Origin of the sequence: uncultured Kocuria sp. (genome assembly GCF_947500125.1) — a bacterium.
Lineage (GTDB): Bacteria > Actinomycetota > Actinomycetes > Actinomycetales > Micrococcaceae > Kocuria.
Map to the genome: position 1 here is coordinate 1 of NZ_CANMRA010000045.1, position 20,870 is coordinate 20,870.

Annotated in this window: 16 protein-coding genes and 1 pseudogene; 6 read left to right on the top strand and 11 right to left on the bottom strand. The window is 62.2% G+C overall.

Annotation, left to right across the window (positions count from 1 at the left end):
• Positions 1–188: hypothetical protein (locus tag Q0817_RS18465; protein ID WP_298591586.1), on the top strand; the 188-nt coding region annotated here is incomplete at its 5' end.
• A gap of 20 nt (positions 189–208) precedes the next feature.
• Here Q0817_RS18465 and Q0817_RS18470 read toward each other — a convergent pair.
• The 8 genes from Q0817_RS18470 to casA form a co-directional block, all read right to left on the bottom strand.
• Positions 209–1,000, bottom strand: coding sequence for a hypothetical protein (locus Q0817_RS18470; protein WP_298591588.1), 792 nt, complete (start codon positions 998–1,000; stop codon positions 209–211).
• Between the two features lie 196 nt (positions 1,001–1,196).
• On the bottom strand, positions 1,197–1,604 hold the full coding sequence (locus Q0817_RS18475) for a helix-turn-helix domain-containing protein (protein ID WP_366139895.1): 408 nt from the start codon (positions 1,602–1,604) through the stop codon (positions 1,197–1,199).
• 1,600 nt (positions 1,605–3,204) lie between these two features.
• Positions 3,205–5,847 (bottom strand): CRISPR-associated helicase Cas3', encoded by a 2,643-nt coding sequence (cas3, locus tag Q0817_RS18480; protein WP_298591595.1) that lies wholly within the window; start codon positions 5,845–5,847, stop codon positions 3,205–3,207.
• A gap of 13 nt (positions 5,848–5,860) precedes the next feature.
• Complete coding sequence (gene cas6e, locus Q0817_RS18485; protein ID WP_298591596.1) at positions 5,861–6,514, bottom strand: type I-E CRISPR-associated protein Cas6/Cse3/CasE; 654 nt, start codon at positions 6,512–6,514, stop codon at positions 5,861–5,863.
• Entirely contained in the window at positions 6,511–7,224 is a 714-nt protein-coding gene (gene cas5e, locus Q0817_RS18490; protein ID WP_298591597.1) for a type I-E CRISPR-associated protein Cas5/CasD, read from the bottom strand. The genes cas6e and cas5e overlap by 4 nt, the downstream gene beginning before the upstream one ends.
• Positions 7,217–8,425 (bottom strand): type I-E CRISPR-associated protein Cas7/Cse4/CasC, encoded by a 1,209-nt coding sequence (cas7e, locus tag Q0817_RS18495; protein ID WP_298591598.1) that lies wholly within the window; start codon positions 8,423–8,425, stop codon positions 7,217–7,219. The genes cas5e and cas7e overlap by 8 nt, the downstream gene beginning before the upstream one ends.
• A gap of 2 nt (positions 8,426–8,427) precedes the next feature.
• On the bottom strand, positions 8,428–9,006 hold the full coding sequence (gene casB / locus Q0817_RS18500; protein ID WP_298591599.1) for a type I-E CRISPR-associated protein Cse2/CasB: 579 nt from the start codon (positions 9,004–9,006) through the stop codon (positions 8,428–8,430).
• Positions 8,993–10,480 (bottom strand): type I-E CRISPR-associated protein Cse1/CasA, encoded by a 1,488-nt coding sequence (casA, locus tag Q0817_RS18505; RefSeq protein ID WP_298591600.1) that lies wholly within the window; start codon positions 10,478–10,480, stop codon positions 8,993–8,995. The genes casB and casA overlap by 14 nt, the downstream gene beginning before the upstream one ends.
• A 655-nt stretch (positions 10,481–11,135) precedes the next feature.
• Here casA and Q0817_RS18510 point away from each other — a divergent pair.
• The 5 genes and pseudogenes from Q0817_RS18510 (at position 11,136) to Q0817_RS18530 (ending at position 16,771) form a co-directional block, all read left to right on the top strand.
• Positions 11,136–11,600, top strand: coding sequence for a hypothetical protein (locus tag Q0817_RS18510; protein ID WP_298591601.1), 465 nt, complete (start codon positions 11,136–11,138; stop codon positions 11,598–11,600).
• Between the two features lie 457 nt (positions 11,601–12,057).
• On the top strand, positions 12,058–13,035 hold the full coding sequence (locus Q0817_RS18515) for a hypothetical protein (RefSeq protein ID WP_298591602.1): 978 nt from the start codon (positions 12,058–12,060) through the stop codon (positions 13,033–13,035).
• A 258-nt stretch (positions 13,036–13,293) separates the two neighbouring features.
• Positions 13,294–14,622, top strand: a pseudogene (locus Q0817_RS18520) (IS1380 family transposase).
• 341 nt (positions 14,623–14,963) lie between these two features.
• A complete protein-coding gene (locus Q0817_RS18525; RefSeq protein WP_298591603.1) occupies positions 14,964–16,076 on the top strand; it encodes a hypothetical protein in 1,113 nt (370 codons plus the stop codon).
• 470 nt (positions 16,077–16,546) lie between these two features.
• A complete protein-coding gene (locus Q0817_RS18530) occupies positions 16,547–16,771 on the top strand; it encodes an ANTAR domain-containing protein (RefSeq protein ID WP_298591604.1) in 225 nt (74 codons plus the stop codon).
• 577 nt (positions 16,772–17,348) lie between these two features.
• Here Q0817_RS18530 and Q0817_RS18535 read toward each other — a convergent pair.
• From Q0817_RS18535 to Q0817_RS18545, 3 genes are all read right to left on the bottom strand, one after another.
• Positions 17,349–17,954, bottom strand: a complete 606-nt coding sequence (locus Q0817_RS18535; protein ID WP_298591607.1) for a recombinase family protein — start codon at positions 17,952–17,954, stop codon at positions 17,349–17,351.
• Between the two features lie 357 nt (positions 17,955–18,311).
• Positions 18,312–19,499, bottom strand: a complete 1,188-nt coding sequence (locus tag Q0817_RS18540) for a hypothetical protein (RefSeq protein ID WP_298591605.1) — start codon at positions 19,497–19,499, stop codon at positions 18,312–18,314.
• A gap of 155 nt (positions 19,500–19,654) precedes the next feature.
• Positions 19,655–20,870: ISL3 family transposase (locus Q0817_RS18545; protein WP_298591606.1), on the bottom strand; the 1,216-nt coding region annotated here is incomplete at its 5' end.

Genomic DNA, 20,870 nt, shown 5'->3' on the forward strand with positions numbered 1-20,870 from the left:
GACTACATCGACCTGAAACGCCAACAGCCCCGATGACCTCGATCACCGAAGAAACGGATAACGCACTTTCCCATCAAGGACAAACTGCCCCTCACCCGGTGTCCATCACCGACCGGAAACTGTACAGCGGCACCCCCGGGCCTCGGCTGTACCCGCCCGCGGGCAAGCCAGATCAAGACGTCACCTGATCGCGCGGCAGTCCCCACTGTCATTCGTCGGGCTGCTCGTGGCCGGGTAAGTGCGCAACATGCCAATATCTCGTAAACCGTGGTATCCGTTTCCTTGCCCGCGCAGCAGTGAAATCCGTGTCCACTGCGTTGATAATCTCTGGTTGCTGCCAGTCGCTGATCGTTTTCGGGGTCTCATCGCGCAACCATGCTCGCAGACGCTCGAGAACCGGCTGTGTTGCTTGATCGACGATGTCTTCACTCGCGGAAATCAGCTCAGCGAAGCGTTGCGCAAACGCATGAGGCATCGGATGGATGAGCGTCACACCGATGACGTCCACGCCGTGGCCTTCGTCATTGAGGATCGCGACTGGTAGAGGCATGACCAACTCGGATTGGGAGTGCGCAATGGTGGTATTGCGGTACTTCCGGATCCTGTCGTGCACCGAGCGGAGGTTGGGTGGCAGGCTAGGAATTTCAGGCATTTCGTCGAGGCGGGCCCGTACGTTGGAAATGATGAACGGACGCACGTATGCGGTGACCGCGTGTGATGTTAGCGGTTCCCACAGACTGGAGCCCTCACCGGCGTCGAAGGCACATCCGAGGGCGTGCGCGGCCTCCGAAAGATCATTGGCGTGACTGGTGAGCTCAACCAGTAGCCTGGCATCGGGTGTATCGGGTAAGACCGCGATTCGGGGTTGTGGCATATTCACGAGGTTTGCGGCTCCTCCTTCCCTGGTCAACACGCCACTCCTTGTCAGGTTTCGCTGCCCGTCCGCGTCGTACTCCCTGTCCGAACCAATCGAGGGCAGATCAAACAGGAGAACTGCCATGAGCCTTCCGGGGCTCAGCACCCTCAACGCCACCTGTCGGTGCGGCAGTCCTGTCCCTCACGTGAACGTGAAGGCGGGCTCATGATCGGGGTAGCTCGCCAAGTGGTATGCAGTGCTTTAGCTATCCCGGCATCCGGAGGTAGGGGGATGCCTTTGCTGAGGCGCTACTGGCAATCCTGAATCTCGGGGTGGTTCTCTATGACCCACTTGGCCATCCGACGCTTCCGCCCTGCGATGAACTCCAACGTGGCCTCCCGGCCCCAGCGACGCCAAGCTTCTTCGGCGGTGATTGGAGTGTGGCGGCCACGATCGCCGGGTGGTCGATGCGCCAAGGCCTCCCGGACCGGTCGTGATCGGCCAACCCTTCGATGCCGGTTTCGGTGTAGCAGTAGCGCCAGGCGATCACGGTTGTGCGGGTGGCCCCGACCTTCTCGGCGATGTTCGTGTTAGAAGTCCCGTCCGAGGGCAACATCGCGATCAGCGCCCGATGCGACAACCCGGCCGGCACCGAAGTGGACCGCACCAGCCGGGTCAGCTTCTCCCGATTGCCCTTACGCAAATACAGCGGGGACGCAGGATGGTTCGCCATAACCCATGGTCCCATCCCGCCAAAATTTTAGATCTTTTAGCTACGGGCCAATGGCCGATATCTCAAAGTAGTCCACCGGGTCACAGGACATGCATAAGGAAAGAGGTCCCTGGTCACATGTGTGCCCAGGGACCTCTTCGCTACCCCACCATCACAAACACCCCCTGGGACGCTGGCCGACATCCCCGCAAGCGCACGGAAATCTTCAAACCGATGCCATTGCTCGGAGATTTGACGGTTCACCTCCACCGATGCGAAGAAATGCACTGATCTTGAATGAAATGCCATAGGGTGCGCGAGCCATCCCCGCAGGAAGCAGGGAATGCAGGGAATGCAGAATTCTGACGCCAGATCGATTGCGATGTTGGGTACACCCCCGCTGGCGCGGGAAAATGGTCTGACGCGTTGGCTCCACCTTTCCACCAGAATCACCCCTACTGTCGCAAGGAAATAAAGAGTTTGTCACCCTTCCTGATCTCCCACATGGGTCCATCTCCGCTTGCGTGGGGTAGGACGGTCCAGCATTTTCTGGAGCAACTCAAGCCGAACCCGACATCCCCGCATGTATGGGAAACAGGAGGGCACCGTTTACCGCATTCACGACGGCAGGCCCCCTAGGTGCGCAGGGAAGAGCTCTATGGGTGTATGAAAGTGATGGTCAATGGTTCACCCCCGCGGTCGCGGGGAGGTAGTGCTCATGTCCCAGGACCATGCCGTGAAAGGCGGCTCCCCCGCAATAGCGGGGGACGAGCGTCCAGCATTTCCAGCACTGCCCATCAGGTGGCTTCACCCCCGCCGGTGCGGGGAAGGCAGAGAAGCCTATGCATGACACCAGCAGGATCGGCCCACCCCGCATGTGCAGGTAATAGGAAAAGCTAAGTGCGTCTTGTGCGATTCCTTCATTTTGAGTTACCCCTGTAAGGAAGGACCATTAAGACGTGCAAATGCCAGTGTCAACCAAGTTCACCCCCGCAGGCGCGGGGAATGGGTGACGATGAGCTCTGCCCCACCTTCATGGAACGGATCACCCCCGCTAGTTCGAGGAATAACGGCCCAGCAGTTCCCGGAGCCATTTAGGCCGAAGGAATCACCCCCGCAGGCGCAGGGATAAAGTATTAAACGCCTCCGTCCCACATTCCACCACCGGATCGTCCTTGCGTGTGCAGAAGAACGAGTCGGTACTGTCGGCAACGCCCGTGCTTTCGGATTCGCCCCCGCTTGCGTGAAGAGGAGACACTGAAGGTTTGCTTCACATTGCTTTACGTTGATCCATCCCCGCGTGCGCGGGGAAAGGCCTGCGGCATAAATCGTTGCGGCTGCGGGCTTAGGTCCATCCCCGCTAGTGCAGGGAATAAAGAGGATTTACTCGAGACAGGTGTGGCCCATGGTTTCACCCCCGCGAGTACGGGGAAAGCACGAGGTCGAAGTCATTGCCCCTGGTGCAGACGGTTCACCCCCGCATACACGGGGAAGTTCGATATGTGGATATAAATGGCGTCCTTACCCGGGTTCACCTCCGCTTTCGCGGGGAAGGTCCTGAAGGGTCATCTTTGGTGGTGTTATGAGGTTTTCAAGCAACGGTCTAGGTCGTATTGACGGCAATGGATGGAGAGTATCAGCAGGTGGTCATGGTGAGTCCGAGGTCTTGTCGGTAGGTCCCGGGTCCGGGGCCGTTGACGGTCAGGATCTGCACCCCACGGAGGGGGCCACGGTCCCAGGGGGAGTCGTCGAGTTGGTCCCGGAGGGCGCGCCAAGTAGCGGTGGCGGTGGAAAGGGACAGCTGTTGCCGGCGCCAGTGCTGCACATTGCGGTACTCCACGGCCGGACGGGTGGTGTCGGCCAGGGCGATGGTGATGGACTCAGGGCCGTTGCGGGTGTGTGGGGTCTCGGTGGCGGAGTCCAGCAGTTCCCCTCCGGTGCGATAGGCCCGCAGCCCTGACCCCCAGGGCTTGCCCAGTGCGAGGTTGGTGGCTTTCGCCGCGTCCTGCTCCCGTAGTTGCTCCTGGGCGACCGTGGCCGCCTCCCACCAGTCAGCCTCTTCCCCGACAAGCCCTCCGGGACCCGGGCCGTAGACGTCTTGAACGAGAGTGGGGATGTCGATTGGCAAGGTGAGGGTGGTGCGGCGGCGCAGGACGTCCCAGGTGCGCAGCATCGTGGCGGGGGCTTGGGTTTCGTAGACGTACGAGGTGTCCTTGAAGTCCGGGCGTTTCCCGGGGCCGTGGCGCGGCCAGGAGACCACCATGGTCGGGTCCTGGCCCCAGGCGGGGCGGGGATTGGTGTGGCGGTGCAGTCGCCCGCAGCGTTGGAGAAGGAGGTCCATGGGGGCGGCTTCGGTGACGATGAGGTCGAAGTCGATGTCCAGGGACTGCTCGATCACCTGGGTGCCCACCAGCAGGTGCAGCTGTTCTCGGCGCCGGCCCTGCCCTGGACCTTTGCCGTAGGTGGCCAGCACCCGGGCTTCGATGGCGGCCCGGTCCGCTCGGGTGAATCGAGAGTGCAGCAGCGTCACATCTGCTACCGGGTAAATCTCCCGCAGGAGTTGGTAGGTGTCCTGGGCGGTGGTGACGCTGTTGCAGATGATTGCCGCGCAACCGGTGTGCTCGGTGACTCGAGAACTCACTGTACGAGTGAGGGCCTCGGGGCCGTACCGGGAGCCTTGGTGAGTGGCGATGAGCGCCACGGTCTTGACGATTCCCTTTGCCCGGATGGGATGGACGTCGACGGGATCGGTCGCCGCGTCTACCCGGGACACGCAGGGGTAGGCGGTTGGGAAGCCGGGCAGGTCCTCAGGGTGGACGGTGCGGCCGAGGAGGCCGCTGCGGTAGGCGGCCACTAGCCGGCGCTTGGTCTCTTGGGGCAGGGTGGCCGAAAGGATGATCACCGGGCACCCCAGGTGCGCCAGCCAGCGCAGGGCGTCAGTGAGCAGGGTCGAGGTAAACGTGTCGTAGGCGTGGACCTCGTCGAAGACCACCACCCGCCCGGCCAGACCGGCGATGCGGGCCTGCCCGTACTTTACCGGCTGGGCGGCCATTAGTACCTGGTCGATAGTGCCCACCCCGATCTTGGATAGCAGGGCTCGCCGGGGGCCGCGGAACCAGGAGGACGCTTCAGTCGCGCGGATGAACCCGACGTCGGCGGCGCCGGTGTCCGGTTCCAGGTCCTCCCAGTCGGAAACGTTGAGAATTGGGGTGTATCCGCCCATCCCGGCTCGAGCCATCCAGGCGCCGACCCGGGTGTGCATGGCCTTGGCGGTGGCCATGGTGGGCAGGGCGACGTAGAGCCCGTCGGCGCCCTTGCGCGCAAACTCGTGGGCGGCCCACAGGGCGGCCTCGGTCTTTCCGGCCCCCATCTCCTCCTCGATCAGGATCATCGTCTCCAGTACGGCGTCCTGGGCCATGGTGCCGACGGTGGCCTGCACCGGGGTGGGAGAGGGATCGCTTACCCCGGGGAAGTTGAACAGCTCCCCGAAGTCTTTGGGGCCGGCTGGCACCCACCCGTACAGATACGTGTCCTGCACCGCCTGGGCAGCATGGGGCCGGGCGCAGCCAGCTAGGTACTGGACCGGGCTCATCGTGGCCGCAGTGTAGGGGAAGTTAGCAGGGTTGGAGCCTACCCAGTCGGCGGCCTTGATAAACCCGGCCACCTGGAGCGTCAAGGCAGCTGTGGGTGCTTTGGTGTCCGTGAGCCCGGTGGTGGCCCCGAGCAAGTCCCGGATGGTGGTGAACAGCTGCTTCCGCGCCTGGTGCCACACCTGATGGGTTTCCCACCCGGGCAGGGGCGGGCCGAAGGCGGCCTCCAGGGACTCGTGCTCTCGGCGGTCGATGATCAGTTGACCGTGCTCCACGTTGGCGGCCGCGGCCCAGGTGCGCGCGGTGGCCTCGGGGACCCCGGCGTCCTGGAGTAGGCAACTGAGCGCTCCCAGCCCGATCGCCTCATGTGTGGTGTCGCGGTTCTCCCGCACCGCGAGGGCGGCCACCGCCGGGGTGCAGGCGGCCGGGGCCTGGGACTGGAAGGACCAGGACGCCTTACCCAGATCGTGCATCGCGGCCAGGACGGCGAACCATGCCCTGCCCATGCCGGGATCTAGGAGGCCCAGAGTGGTGGTGAGGTCGGTGCGGAACCGGGCCGGGACGTAGTGGTCCCACAGCTCTTCGGCAACCGCGGCCACGTCCAGCAGGTGCCACAGCAGCGGATGCGTGGTGACGGATCCGCCGGTGGCCTGCCGATCGGTCTTACCCCAAAGCTCAAGGATGTCCATGGGCGCTTGCGGCTCAGATGCGGGGCTGGAGCTGGAGCAGGCCCATCCCGAAGGACTTTCCTCGTCCCACCCCGCGGACAATCAGTTCCTGGAACAACTCGGGGTCCCTGACCTGGAGGGTGCCGCGGTAGGAGACGGCGCCCAAGGTCAGGCCCCGGGTGCGGGAGGTTAGCGGGCCCTCGTTGTCGATAGCCAGGTCCACCTCGCCCCAGACTGGGTCGTTAGCGTAGGTGAAGGCCCCCTTGGACTGGCGCAACAGCCACTCGGCTTGCTGGTCATATTCCAGGAGGGGGCGCCGGCGGCGGGTGTCGTTCTCCATCCAGGTGGGGTTCAGGCGGGCTCGGAACGCCCACAGCGACCCGGCGGTGACCTTATCGGCCCACTGCTCGCCCATGGGAATCGGGCCCTTTACCTCCAGGGCCTCCTCGACCTGGGCATAGCGGGCAGGGTCCCAGTCCCCAGTGCACTGCACGGAGACGATTGGGCGGGCCTGAGCAACTCCGTCCATTCGCCACAGCAGATGGGCGTCGCGGGGGGAGGCTTCGGGTGGGAGGGCCAGAGCGGTGACCTTGTGCATCAGGTCCAGGTCGCGCACTAGCTTGTAGGTACCTCGGTGCTGGGGGTCCAGGATCAGCCGGGCCAGCTGAAGATTGGCCAGGGGGCTCATGCGCTTACCTCCACCGGTGGGGCTGGCACCTGGTAGCTGCGCACATAGCGGGGCAGGTAGGAGCGGGTGTGGGTGCCAAAGTCCAGGGGGTGGTCAAACTGGGCCCGGCCCCCGCCGTCGCCGGGCACCGAGGGCACGGTGACCTTCACGGGTGCGGCCGGGTCGGCCAACCGGTGCGCCGGGTAGGTTTCCAGCATGCGCACCGGGTCCCCGCGGTGCAGTCCAGCTAGCACCGGCACGGCCGGCGGGCAGGCCCTCCGGCCGAGGTACAGTGCCCGGGCCGGGCGATGTAGCGCTGCCGCGGCTGCCTCCATCACGGTCTCCTCGCCCCACAGGGCGGCGGTGAACGAGGCCCCGGCCAGGTAGTGCTTGTGCAGCTCTTTCCCACCTTCCAGGACATCCTTGAACGCCCGGGTCCCGCCGCGTGTGGTGTACTCCTTGCGGGCGATGATGCCCCCGACGGTGCCGGCGGTCTGGTAGTCACGCATCAGTTGCCCGGGAACGTCGGTGCGCACCGCGAAGTGCAGAGCCGCTAGGTCCTCCACGGATTGGTCGCGGGTGCGGCCCATGGCATTGGCGATCAGGCCCACAATCCCGGAGAAGGACGGCTCGTTGAGCGTGGTTTTAACGGTGCCCTGCGCGTTGGTGCCCCAGGACTGCAGCAGGGCGTCCAGGCGCAGGAGCAGGACCAACTGGTCGGGCTCAGGCATCGAAGGCGGCCTCCATCGCCCGGTCCAGGGCCTCATCCAAAGTGGTGCAGGAGCGGGCACCGTCGAAGTCGAAGCCTTCTACATCGGGGTGGGCAAGCAATAGGAATGCCTCCAACTCGTCCCCGTAGGCCCGCCGCCAGGTGTTCCAAGTTTCCTGGAGCCGCTGCACGGACCCGGTGAGGTAGGTGTCGCGCACGGAGTCGCTGAACGCGTCAGTGAACATCCTCGGCAGGTCGGAGGCGACCACGAGCACCAGGGACGGATCAGTGTAGGGGGCAGTGCGGTGCTCCATGGCGGCCGGACGCAGCCGGGCGAATTGCTCGAGGAACGTCATGGCTCCCTTGCGGGCGGCGAAGGGGTCCGCGGCCAGCGGGCCGGCGGCCAGGTCAGTGGTGTTCACGGTGGCGTAGCGGTAGAACAGCCCGGAGTTGAACACCTGCACGCCCATGTTCGCGGACCCGCCGTGACCTTGGGTGGGGTCGTCATCGGTAGCGACCCAGAAGTCGGCCTGGGACTCGTCGGCGTGGGTGGTCATTGCATGAGCCACGGAGGCAGCGGCCTCCACAGTGTCTTCGGGGGCTTCGGTGAGCATCCTCCCGAACAGGGCGACGTCGACCAACCGGGCCGGGTCCATGACCCGACGCAGGGCCGGGCCCACCTGCTTCTTCAGCTCCGCCGACACCTTCACCGCGTGGTCTGCCTTGGTCCCACCCTTGATGGTGGTGGCAGCGAGCAGGTCCTCCCAGTTCGCCTCGATGACGTCAGCCAGGTCTTGCGGGGCGGTGTTAGCAATCGGCAGGACGACTGAGGTGCGCCCGGAGGACTTCAGCCAGATCTGCGGGTTCACCGCGTGGGCGACCGGCTCGGCGTCCTCGTCGAGATCCTTGGCTGCCACGATGCTGTAGCCCAGCACGGCGAACGCGGACAGGGTCGCCCGCACCGCCTCGGCGTCCTCGCGGCCGCGTTCCACTAGGGTTTTCACGGTATTGATGGGAATGCGGCGGGTGCGCACCGAGGTGCTGTCCTCACCCAGAGCCTTGCGGAAGCCCTGCCGCACCCCACGCTTCTGGGACTGGGATGACCAGTAGGCCCGCTGGTCCCCGCCGATCGGGGCGGTCTTGGGCAGCCCGGCGTCGTCACGGTTGATGCACGACAGCGGGAAGGGCTGGAGGATGTGGATTTCCAGGAAGTGGCGGGGCATGGTTACTCCTTCTCGGAGTCGACGGACGCGGTGCTGGGCTGGGCGGTGGTGCGGTCGGTGCGGGACACGTAGTAGTAGTCGTAGGCCCAGGATCGCTGGACCTTGCCCCAGTCGGGGTTGATCAGGTCATCGGTCAGCCGTGCCCAGTTCAGGCTGATTCCGGCGTGGGCGAAGTGGGTTACCGCCCGCTGGAGTACCCTGTGCGCCTGGTTTGCACGCAGGCGCAGCAGGTCCCGGGCCATGGCCTCCGCGGCGATGTCCTCGCCCTTGGCTTTCAGTGTGCGCAGAGCCCCGCCGACGCTGGCAGGGTAGCCTCCGCGCCGTCCGCGGCTACCGGTCTCCCACAGGGCGTAGAGGGCTGCGGCGGTGTAGTAGGGACCCGTGCCCTCCTGGTGTATCCCCAGCGGAAGAGCGGGCAGCACGTAGGCGGCCGCGGCCGGGGCCATCCGGTCGGGGTAGTGCAGGGAGGACCGCATCGCCATCAGCGCCCTTGAACGCTCGTGCGCCGGGATGGCGAGAAGGCTGGATATGAACTGCTTGCCCCTACTGGCGGGAGCGGCGGGGGGCTCACCGGTCGTCATCGAAGATCTCCTCGGTGGTCGGGGTCAGGGGCAGATGTTTGGCGATGCCGGTCTCCAGTACGCGGCGCCGCTGGGCGTGGTCCTGAGCGGTCCAGGTGCGGGTGAGGGCCTCGAAGCGCTCGCGCAGCAGGCAGGTGAGGGCACGGATGTAGGTGTCCCAGACGGCGTCGGCCCCGGCTGCGTTCATCGTCTCGGGGCGAGCGAGGGTCTGGAGCAGGTCGAAGTACAGGTCCGAGGCTGCGGCCTTGATGCGCTCGGAGGTAGCTCTGCGCAGCTTCACGCTGGAGTCGTCGTCCCCCTCGGGGCCTACTGCGCGGCCGAAGGTGGATGACACCTTGGCGGTGGCCTCCACCGCGTCGTTGAGCAGGTTCACCGCCAGCCGGTGCGCCGGTCCGCTGCCGATCAGCCCTGCAGTTGCCGGTAGCATCACCCGGGTCTGCAAGCCGGCGACCTTCTGCCCGATGTTATTGCGCCCGTAGAGGGTCAGCTCATGCTCGGATTCCAGCCCGGCGTCCTCCAGCCACCGCTGGGCGGTGGTGATCGCCTGGCAGCGTGCGCCGTCGTAGCCGTAAATGGTGGGGACGTTGCGGTAGAAGTCCGTGGGGGCGGAGGGCCCGCGCAAGTAGGTGCCGGGGGATCCGTCGGGCTTGTCCTTGTTGTAGGTGAACATCGGCTCGGAAATCACCTCAAGTTCGGGGGCCCGCCATCCGACGGCGAAGTACGTGGCGGTGACGTGGCGGTGGTCGTCGGCGAAGTCCAGGGCGTAGCCGCGAGAGGGCCACACCAGCCGGCCCAGCCACCCACTGGGGGGCGTGGCCTCGTCGGGTGTCTCCCACACCGGGATGCCGCGCTGGGCGGGCGGCACCGGGGTGAAATTCATCATCAGGGTCTGGGCGAGGGTAGCGCCCTTGGGGATGGTGACCAGTGCCCCAGCCAGGACCCCGGCGGGGGTGGAGGCGGAGCCGGTGTGAGGGTTGACTCCGTTGGCTTTCTGTCCATTGCCCCACTGCTGGACGGCCAGCAACAGCCGGGCCGCCCGGGCAGAATCCATAGCGTCGTTGTGGCGGGGGAAGCCCGGGGCCATGATCCGCCCCTCCCCGGCCAGGAACGGGGCGCCGAGTAGCCCCGGGGTCTTGGCCGGGGCTGTGTCACGGGCGTAGTGGCTCTGGAGAAACGGGCGGGTGGGGTGGGCCAGGTCGAAGGCGCTCGTGTGGGCGTCCAGGTACTCCTGAATAACCGCGGCAGGCCATTCGGTGGGGATCTCGTCATCCTCCAGCCGCGGAGTGTCGGCGTAGACGGCGGCCTGATAGATCGCCAGCAACAACCGGTGCAGCGCCGCTTCGGCCCCCGAGTCCGGGTCGACGACTGCGGTGATGCGCTCGGCGTCGAGGAGGGCTTCCCGTAGTCCCACAGTGCGCGGTGCGAGCGTGGGGTCGGTGACATGGAACCAACGCTCGGTCAGCAGGTCGAACACGGCCCTCCTCTGCTGGATCAGTGGTTGATACATGCAACGGATATCTAGTGGTGCGGTGGCAAGCGGAGGTCGCGTTGGGAGTGGCCGCCTGCCGTTAATCGTTCCCGCTTGAAGGTAAGCATCCCGGTCCGACGGGCTAAGGAATCCACATCAGCTCGCGGGGACCACCGAAGGCACACCCCAAAGATCATGCGGTGCTCGCGGCCACGATGGACAGCGGGAGAGGCCTGACCACATGCCCTAGCTAGGGCACCCGCATTGTGCCAGCGAGAGCATTGGCACGGACCGCTACCCTTCATCACATGAAGCAGACCCCATTGGCGCTTCGGCCATGAGTCGCCCGCGCCGCAAACGGATCAAGCGGTGGCTACAGACTGGGACAAAGTGGCATTGGGCAACGGGAATCCTTGCCCTCACATCTCTCAATTTCAGCATCCTCTGGATTACTGGCTACTCCCCACAAAAAATTATTCCGCCCGCTACGGTGGATTTAAACTGGCCCCAATGGTCACCGGAGTGGATATCTGCCTCCGCTACTACAGGTGCTCTCTTCGCGGCCTGTGTTGCAGCGTGGGCTGCGTACGGTCAACTACGAAATTTGCGTGAAGAGTCACACCAGCGAGAGCAGGACCGATTATCCCAACATGCTCGATCTGTGTACTACCTTGTCAAGTATCCCAAGAAAGGTCTAGCAGAAACTATACGGGAACAAGGGTCTCTAACACTTCATAACAATGGAACGGCACCTGTTTTCAACGTTGTGATGTTGATTCAAACGCCTAATGGCATGCTTAGGTACTGGGATTTGGAGCTGCCCATTTTGTTCCCAACCGGGAAAGAGGGAGTGGAGGTTCATGATTTCCAAATCGTTGCACGCCGCTTAGAAGAAGATGGCCGAGAGTTTTTTGACAGAATTCCTGGACCCCATTCAGAGTGGTATCCTAGACCGTATAATATGTACTTGAGATTCACTGATTCCTCTGGGCGGCAATGGACAAAGCGAGACGATCATAAAATGTCGCATCAAATTGATAATCGGATTGAAAACAACAGTGAACATTATCCATTACTCACGCAAGAGGAATGGATGCGCGGCTTCACGGGGCGGCAGGGCTCTTGACTCTCCATCTCGATAAATAAACGAGGCGCCATGGAATTCGGCAAGCTAAGCTCCACCCATGCCATGAACTTCGCCCCCACCAGCTAACACACTGAAACTTCGCCCAGCTCGAGCGCGACCAGCTCGCGGAACGGACCAAGGTCGGCATGGCCGCGGCTGCGGTCCACGGGTGCCGAGTTGGCCTCCGCGAGATCCCAGCCGAGTACCCGAACCTGTTCCGCATCAAACCGAGAGGCCGGGACTCCCTCGGTTTCACCACAGGCAGGGGTGTCCCCGGCGACGCCTACCCTGGGCACTACGGCCGAAGGGGAGGTTACGCGGCAAGTTGCCAATGACTCCTTCGGTCGTCATCCCTCGCACTCTCCCCCGCTCCGAGGTCCCAATGCCACAGAAGAACACCAGCACTACGTCCAGATCCGGACATCACCGCAAGTCCCCCGTTGTCCCGTCACCAACAGTGACGATTTACCAAAATCCAGATCACGTCAGCGGGATCCTCCAACAGCTCTACCGCCTTCCGCTGGCCAAAGGCGACACCGTGGAGGGCAGTGGCACGCACGAACGCACCGTTGATCGCAAAGCCGAAGGTAGCGGAGAGGCGAAGAGCAAGTTTGGGCTGTTCGGCATAGGCGCCGACGCAGCAGCCAGGCTTGGCTCCGCAGTTGGGGACAGTTCCTTGGACTCGACCAGCGGGAAGACGACGTCGGTGTGGGAGTACACCCAGGCCTACTACCTGCACATCGTCCGCGAAACGCTCCGCGAAAATGGACTGCTGAGAAGCATTAGCTGTCTTTCCGACGCCAAGGGTCTGGAAGTTGGCGAGCTAGTGGAGTACACCACCGAGTTCACCCCAGACCAAACTGCGGTGTTCTTGGACATTCTCACCCCCGAGCTCGTCGCCGAAATCGTCCGCTATCGCATCAAAAGGCAGGCCATCAACGGCTTCGATCAATGGCACAACTTTGAGGCTCAGCAGGCCTACGTCGCCAAGACCGAGTATCGGATCAATGCTGAGGTGGACCTAGCTCGTGCGGTTGCCTTGGCAGTCAGGACAGACTTTCGTAGCGACGGCACTCGGGAGGTTTTTGGCCATCTTGTCGACACTGACGAAGAAAACGCAGTCACTGCGATCACGATCTGCGACAGCAGCCACTTCACTGTCCAGGACACCGACCGAATATTCGACGGGCGCTTCACGGTGCTCGGAAAAGTAACTTCGGGGATCGCTTTGGACCGGCCTGCACTGGATCGCAATAAGTTGCTCAGCTTTGTTCCGGCCGAAGATGTGGACCGCTTGATGGACCAGCTGAACGAAAAACTGGACGAAAACATGGAAGAAGCATCGGAGAAGGGACACCCCTCGTTCGACTTTGGACTCGACTCCCGCGTTGGCGGCGCTTCGTTTAAGGTTGTCCCGATAGCCATTTACCTTTGATCATGTGTCGCTCGTCCGACTCGCCATTAAGGGCTGGATCAGCAAATGACTACCCCTGCCACAGAGTTTGATGCGCAAAGGAGGGCGCGCGTTAAGGAAACATCAATCGGGCCCGGATGCGCCCACGCGGAACTCAGCCTGGATCCGCCGATGTGAGGCGTTTCGCGGCTGGATCTTGAGATGACGAGTGCTCCTGTGACCAGTGAGGATGGGACTTGTCTAAGGTTTCGACCCACTGAGCAACAGGCGCACCCGGTAGTGCGAGTTTCTCACAGCGTTTCGGCTGATTTCGATGATCCCAATATCGTGTCCACCGCCGGGCTTCTCCCGGTTCTGGGCCTGGCTGAGGAGGCCGGGTTGCACGAGCTCGTCGCCGACCGTGTGACGGTGCCGGGGTCGGCCGGGGCGAACGCGGCCGCGAAGATTCCGGCACTCGTGGCGGGCATGGTTGCCGGGGCCGACAGCATCGCCGACATGGGGCTGCTGCGCCACGGTGGCATGGGCAGGATCTTCACCGCCGGTCGGGCCCCGACGACGTTGGGCACCCATTTGCGGGCCTACACCTTCGGTCACGTCCGTCAGCTCGACGCGGTGGCATCCCGTCTGCTGGCCGGGCTCGCCGACCGGGTGCCGAGCCTGGTGGCGGGGCCGAGACGGTGGCCTATCTCGATGTCGACGACACGATTCGGAAGACCCACGGCTACGCCAAGCAGGCCACCGGCTACGGCTACAGCGGGGTCAAGGGGATCAACGCGCAGCTGGCGACCCTGTCCACCTCGACGGCGGCGCCAGTGATCGCCGCCACCCGCCTGCGCTGGGGCAACGCGGCCTCGGCCCACGGGACGCCCGGGTTGATCGCCGAGACTGTGGCCACCGCGAAGCGGGCCGGGGCGACCGGGACGATCACGGTCCGCGCCGACTCCGCGTACTACAACCGGGACGTGGTCGCCGCAGCAGAAACCACCGGGGCGCACTTCTCGATTACCGCGCGGATGGACCCAGCCGTGACCGCCGCGATCAGCCGCATCCCGGAGGAAAACTGGACTCCGATTCAGTACCCCAACGCAATCTGGGAGCAGGACGAGGACCGGTGGATCTCCGACGCCGAGGTCGCCGAAATCCCGTACACCGCCTTCACCTCCAGGAGGAAGGCCGAGCACGTGTCGGCGCGGATGATCGTGCGCCGGGTGAAGCGCCTGAACCCCTCCACCGCTCCGGCCGGCCAGGACGAGCTGCTGGCTGCGTACCGACATCATGCGGTGTTCACCGACTCGCCCTGGCGATGGTCGAGGTCGAGGCCTCGCACCGGGACCACGCGATCGCCGAACAAGTCATCGCCGATCCTAAGAACGGGCCGCTGGCGCACTTGCCCTCGGGGTGTTCACCGCCAACGCCGCCTGGCTCGTGTGCGCGGCGATGGCCTTCAACCTCACCCGCGCGACCGGAGTCATCGCCTCCAATCGGCACGGACGGGCCCGCACCGCCACGATCCGCGCCCAGCTCATCCACGTGCCGGCGCGGATCGCCAACCACGCCCGGAAATGGCGGTTGCACCTGCCCACGCACTGGCCCTGGCAGACCGCCTAGGAGAACCCCTTCGACCACGCCCACAAGAGCGCTACCGCTACCGCTCGAGGACCCGACCCTGACCGCACGAGACGGAACCCCAGTGGAAAAGTCGGGCAGACCGGCGGACCTTGCACGCCCAAAACCGGAAATCGCCGGATAGATGCCGATAAGATCACCGGAGAATCCACGTCGGCGGATCCAGGCTGAGGCTCCACATCCTGAAGTTGTCTGCGGCTACCGCGATGTGCTTGGATACCAGAGTGGGAAAACGAGGCGCGGCCGACGGGGTCGAGCACCAAGACCTTCCAGGGATTGGTGGCAAGGTTCAACTCCTTGACGCGCTACCTTCTCCCTTCTCAGTGGACTACGACGTCACACTTCTTGGCTCTTACTATCTGAAGGAATCAGATAGGAATTTGAGCCCTAAGAACCGGTTCGCGAAGATCTCAAAGCACCGGAGCTTCATTCGAGAGTTCGGCCTTCAGTCCAAACATGAAATACACCCTGTGCGCTATACGCCTGGCAACCAATTCAGGCCTGGCTTAGGAGAGCTTGCCTCCACTTTCAGCTCAAACGAAAGTACACCATACAAGATCAAACTTGATGGTTTTAACAATTGGACTGAGGTAATTCCACGAGTCGATCAATTTGGGTCTAGTCTTTTTGTTTCGGCAATTAGATATCGAGGAACCTATGGTGTATCCAAATTATCCGATTTATTGGACACCCAGGCGCGACTAATCGAAGGCATTGCCGACGTCGCCCCGATGAAGCTCCTAAAACAAATTGCGGCGCTTGCGGCGGGAGTCGAACCGAGATCGCTAGATGGTCTATCAAAGCGTCGAATGCATTCGTACGTCGCTGTTGACGATTTAGTGGAGCCAGAGTCCTTCTATATTAGAATGGCGGAGTTCCTGGCCACAACGAGGCGGTCGGTAGTTGCGCTCCACATATCCGGGGAACCGCGCAAAATTCCAGATGCTCGACTTGAAAGCGCGCTACTAAAAGAAAACTCCGAACTAAACTTAAAGTCCGAGACCCAATTACTTTTTGTGAACGCGCAAGGTTCGACTCTTATTGCGGGCACGCGCCAGAATGAAGGCGGCGGTTCAGTGACACGAGGGTCCACCTACCATAATCGGCATGCCCGCGTCGTGGACCTATCGGAGATAGCTACTGCGATGCAGCATTTGCTTCTTCGGGCGCGTAGCCGTGCCGACATCGACGCATCAGCCTGGGCCGGAGACACAAACGCGATTGATCGATGGGTTCGCTTTACTGAGAATGTGCTTCACACTAGCGTCAGTAATCAAAAGGTCTGGTCGGCCGTGAGTCGCGCCTACGCACTTCCCAGCCTTCTGAATGAATTTCACGAATTTGATACTGGCGAACCGATCAACGGACTCTTTTCATGTGGGCCCACCGTATCTCACAGCAGCAGTGAATGCGAGGGCTCACTTGGAGGCAATTAACTGGCCTGACATCGCCAATGGGCTCAACTGGGTGCTGGGGCTTGGTGTTATTGGGGCTTTAGTTTCCGCGGCATTGACCTCTGTTCGGGAAAAGTGGGCGCGCGATAGAAATCGGCGATCCACGGTTGCTAGTCAATTCATAAACATGTCAGTCCAAACCTTGAGTTCGCGGTTAAGGCCGAATGATAATACTGACGGCCCTGGTGATGCTTTGCTCGTCTATGCACACCAAATGTTGCGCATGGAGTTGGGAGGGCGGCGTAATAGCCGGATTCGCACCTACCTGGATGACGAAGTGAAACGAATTCGCTTTGGTCAGCCCGCGCCGTCGGTTGATGAGACGGTGGAAAAAGTCGCGCCCCTCATAGCTACGTGGGTTCAGAAGCCGCGGCGGGCCCGGAAGCTTATTAAGAAAACGTGAGGTCCACGTTCGCACCATGTGTGATAACCACTAGATGTATTATGGCATCATGCTGTTCCACCGGCGCACTCAGCAGGCCCCGGACAGTGTCCGGGAAATCGGCACCGCCGCCGGGGTGCTGATGGCCCACTACGGGACATCCCGAGCGAAGGCCCTGCATATGCTCTGTACCTCGGCCCAGGACAACCACCGCAGCATGGCCGAGACCGTCACCAAGATCATCGACACCGAAACCCTGTGTCCATGCTCTAACCGGCAATTGTCCCTGTGGTGAGTTTGAACGCCGACACTACAGTGGGATATGCCCAGCAATGGAACCCTGACTGCATTACCACGGCGGTAAGCCAAGTTGTAAGTTCCGCTGTCGTGGTAAGGGACTGCCGCACCGATAGGTGACAGGTGGGGTCTTATGCCGTGAGGGTCACGGCGGAGGGGACTGATGCGGGAATAAGTGACAGCTACGGCGCTGAGGTGTCTCGCAACTAATCCGCCTCGCAGCAGTAAGCTTTTGGGCACCCGGTTGCGCTTAGGGTGTCATTTTCCGGAGCTGGCTGCACGGATGTCCGGGGTTCTCTGCGCGGGGTGCTGGATGTGCAGACGGGCATCGTCGTGGACATCACCGGCCTGGACGACACCGGAGGCAGCAGTTTGACCAACGAGATCCACACTGTCGATGAAGCCCTCGACCCAACCCCTGAGACACCGCCGGACCCCCGGGGCCCCTCCGCCGCCGCGCCGTCCGGGTGCGGACGGACCTCACCGGTCGCTGACCGTGCGCAGAGCCTCACACCGTGACGGGGCCGACGTCGAACACCGACCCGGTCCCCGGCCGCCCGCCCGAGGACGGCAGCTTACTTCCGGGTCTGCGCCAACAGCTTGGCCCCGCCCTCGCGCAGCTCACCGGTCGGTGAGACGTGGCGGTAGAGGGTCTGACGGGTGACGCCGAGCTCCTGGCACAGCTCCCCGACATTGGTGCCGGGCTGCCCCATGGACGCCGCGGCGAGGCGGACTTTGGCCGGGGTCATCTTGTAGGGGCGCCCGCCCTTGCGTCCCCTCGCCCGGGCAGAGGCCAGACCGGCGATCGTGCGTTCCGAGATCAGCTCGCGCTCGAACTCGGCCAGAGCGGCAAAGATCCCGAACACCAGCTTCCCGGAAGCCGTGGTGGTGTCGATCGCCGCGCCCTGTCCCGTCAGAACCTTCAGTCCAATGCCGCGTTCGGTGAGCTCGTGGACCACGTTGACCAGATGCCGCAGGTTCCTCCCCAGCCGGTCCAGCTTCCACACCATCAGGATGTCCCCGGCCCGCAGGGCTTTCAGGCACGCGACCAGCTGGGGTCGGTCGTCCTTGGCCCCGGAAGCTTTGTCCTCGTACAACGCCTCCGCCCCGACGCCGGCGGCGAGCAGCGCGTCGCGCTGCAGGTCGGTGGTCTGGGACCCGTCGACCTTCGACACCCGCATGTACCCCACCAGTACCAGTCTTACCTCCATCACATATACGACGGGATGCGAGACGGCTCGTCGAGCAGAGCTTGATCGAGTCCTTCCAGCGAGGGCGAGCAGGGGACTGCCCCGGCTTCGGGTTGCCGCACGAATATGACCCCGCTCAAACACCACAGGAACTGGGACTGCCGCACCCATAGGTGCGGCAGTCCCAAAAAAGACGCTGCCAGTGTCCCGCTCTCATTATGAACAATTCGTTATATAGATCTACGGTAGCAAAATTTTCGGTAATCCTAGATATCGAATCGTCAATCAAACACCAAAACAAACTGACTATAATAAAATTTCTACGTGGTAAATTGGAAATTCTAGCTATCAGGGCTTTCGGTTACACGCATTATAACAACTAGCCAGTGTGCCTGCTATGACACCAACCACCACAACGCCAATGACACCCAAAACGAGCCAACCAAAAGGGCCCGCTGCAACAATTGCACCGGCAGACGACCAGATTGCGGGGCCTGCGGTAGTTGCGATTAACGCAACTGTGCCGCCAACCATAGTTCCACAGCATGTTTTGCAGGAGTCTCTTGTATCCCACTCTGTTTCACACAAAAGGATTCCAGTGGATGATGCTGAAGGGTTGCTAGGTGAGGTTCCTGCTCCCCCACCCCCGCCTCCACCTCCGCCGTCTGCCCTTAGGTCTTGCATCAGTATGGGGGCTACGTCTATGCCTGTGGGCAACTCATTATAGTTTGCCAAACCTGGAATGGAGTACCCATTCACTGCACATCTTAAATAAGGGAAGTCGACAGCAAGCGTCAAATTCTTGTCATAATCACTTGCGGGTCCAAATTTGGAAGGAGTAGCTGAGATCAATCGTCCTGATGCATGACTCAAGTTGGCGTGCTCTATGGGTTTCCCTTCGATGTAAGATAAAAGGCCCCATTGGTTATTCCTTAAAGCTAGTAATTGGTTATTCCCTCCACTAACCCCTTGGTCAAAGGAAGGAATAAGTCTATTTAATATATCTATTGGATTCTCTTGTTTTCCACTTAGTATATTATTGCTTTCAATGGTTCCACTTTTAGCTTCTCTTGGAGATACGGCATACAATGCTAATTTGGGATTTTTGGGAAGTTTCCCCCCGGGCCGTATAAAATTGCCCCATTCTATTACTAGAACAGTTTCATCGTAAGAAAGACAAATAGAATTTTGTTCCCGAGAAGCGTCAAGATCGAAGGCGCGCTGGACGATCAACATTGCTGCTGTTCGGTCTGACTCAAGTTTTACGCCAAATTTTCTTTGGGTCGCGGTAATTAGTTGCTGATTATCCTGAATATCAAGGAAAGCCACGTAGGCTTGGCAGTTGATGAAAGGGGAGGGTATTTCATACAGATTCTTCCCGTCTATCATGCATGGTGCGGCTTGATTCTCAATACGGAAGTTTTTGGCATGCGTGTCGATGACCGAGAATAGTTCTTGATCCGCAATGGGTATTCTCATGTGTGTTGACATTGATTTGATACCCATTTGCTCATAGATATCGGAAAGATTGCTCATTGTAAACCCCCCATAAATTATGTTGCATGTTGTATTTTCGGATTCTGGAGGGGGGTTCTGTTACTGATCTAACATATTGTTACCATCACTTTATACTACTGTAAGGTACATGTATTTGATAGTAATCTTTTTCAGAGTTGTGGTCTTGAGGCCCTTCACACATGAGCATGGGTAGGCGTCTTCTGCCACGGCCTGTAGCCGCCGGCGGCGAGGAGTGCTCGTAAGCGGTAGTTCTCGAGTTTCCGGAACCCACGGGCGACCCTGCGCATCGTCTCGATCACCCCGTTGATGGCCTCGGTCGGCCCGTTGGAAGTGCCGGGCCGGTCGAAGTAGGCAAGCACGTCGGCGGCGCGCTTGGCCAGGGTCCGTCCGAGCGTGATGACCTCGCTCAACGCACCCGGGACGCCCTGGCTGACGGAGTCGATCAGCCGCTGCATCAGCGCTCGGCCTCGGGTCCGGTCGGGCTCCCGGTAGGCGGTGATCATCCGCTGGTAGATCCCCCAGGTCGCCTCGACCTCGACGTGGGCGTCGGCCTGGAACAGCTTCTCCAGCCGGTCGCGCTGCTTGTCGGTGAGCAGGTCCGCTCCGGTGTGCAGAGTCCGACGCGCGCGGTAGAGCGGGTCGTCCTTGCGGCCGCGGTGGCCGCGGGTGTCCTGCTGGACGCGGCGCCGGCACGCATCCAGGGCATCGCCGGCCAGGCGCACGACGTGGAAGGGGTCCATGACCGCGGTCGCCTCGGGCAGCTCCTCGGTGGTGGCGGTCTTGAACCCGGTGAACCCGTCCATCGCGACCACTTCCACGCCCTGGCGCCAAGCGTCCTCGCGCTCGGTGAGCCAGTCCTTGAACGCCGCCTTGGAGCGTCCCTCGACCATGTCCAGCAACCTTGCCGGGCCCGTGCCGGCGCGGATGGGGGTCAGATCGATGATGACGGTGACGAACTTGTCCCCGCGACGGGTGTGGCGCCACACGTGCTCGTCGACGCCAATGACCTTCACGCCATCGAACCGGCCGGGGTCCTCGATGAGCACCCGGCGGCCCTCGGTGAGCACGGCGTCGTTGGTGGTGTTCCACGACACCGCGAGACCTTCGGCGACGCGGGCCACGGTGAGGTGCTGGCACACGATGCCTTCCAGGGCCCACCGCAGACCGGCTCGGGAGAGCCTCGCCCGCGGCTCGGCCGCCTTGGTGGTGTCCTGGCGCCATACGTGTCCGCACCCGGTGCACCGGTAGCGGCGGACCGTGATCAGCAGTGTCGTGGGGCGCCAGCCCAGTGGCTCGTGCGCCAGCCGCCAGTTGAGCCCCCGATAGTGGTGTAGCGCGGTGGCCCTGCTCGTCGTTGCCGACGAGAGCGCGGCCACCGTGAGATCTTTC

Coding starts and splice junctions, on each gene's coding strand:
- Q0817_RS18470 (WP_298591588.1), bottom strand. CDS start 1,000: ATGGCAGTTCTCCTGTTTGATCTGCCCTCGATTGGTTCGGACAGGGAG.
- Q0817_RS18475 (WP_366139895.1), bottom strand. CDS start 1,604: ATGGGACCATGGGTTATGGCGAACCATCCTGCGTCCCCGCTGTATTTG.
- cas3 (WP_298591595.1), bottom strand. CDS start 5,847: ATGGACATCCTTGAGCTTTGGGGTAAGACCGATCGGCAGGCCACCGGC.
- cas6e (WP_298591596.1), bottom strand. CDS start 6,514: ATGAGCCCCCTGGCCAATCTTCAGCTGGCCCGGCTGATCCTGGACCCC.
- cas5e (WP_298591597.1), bottom strand. CDS start 7,224: ATGCCTGAGCCCGACCAGTTGGTCCTGCTCCTGCGCCTGGACGCCCTG.
- cas7e (WP_298591598.1), bottom strand. CDS start 8,425: ATGCCCCGCCACTTCCTGGAAATCCACATCCTCCAGCCCTTCCCGCTG.
- casB (WP_298591599.1), bottom strand. CDS start 9,006: ATGACGACCGGTGAGCCCCCCGCCGCTCCCGCCAGTAGGGGCAAGCAG.
- Q0817_RS18530 (WP_298591604.1), top strand. CDS start 16,547: ATGCTGTTCCACCGGCGCACTCAGCAGGCCCCGGACAGTGTCCGGGAA.
- Q0817_RS18535 (WP_298591607.1), bottom strand. CDS start 17,954: ATGCGGGTGTCGAAGGTCGACGGGTCCCAGACCACCGACCTGCAGCGC.
- Q0817_RS18540 (WP_298591605.1), bottom strand. CDS start 19,499: ATGAGCAATCTTTCCGATATCTATGAGCAAATGGGTATCAAATCAATG.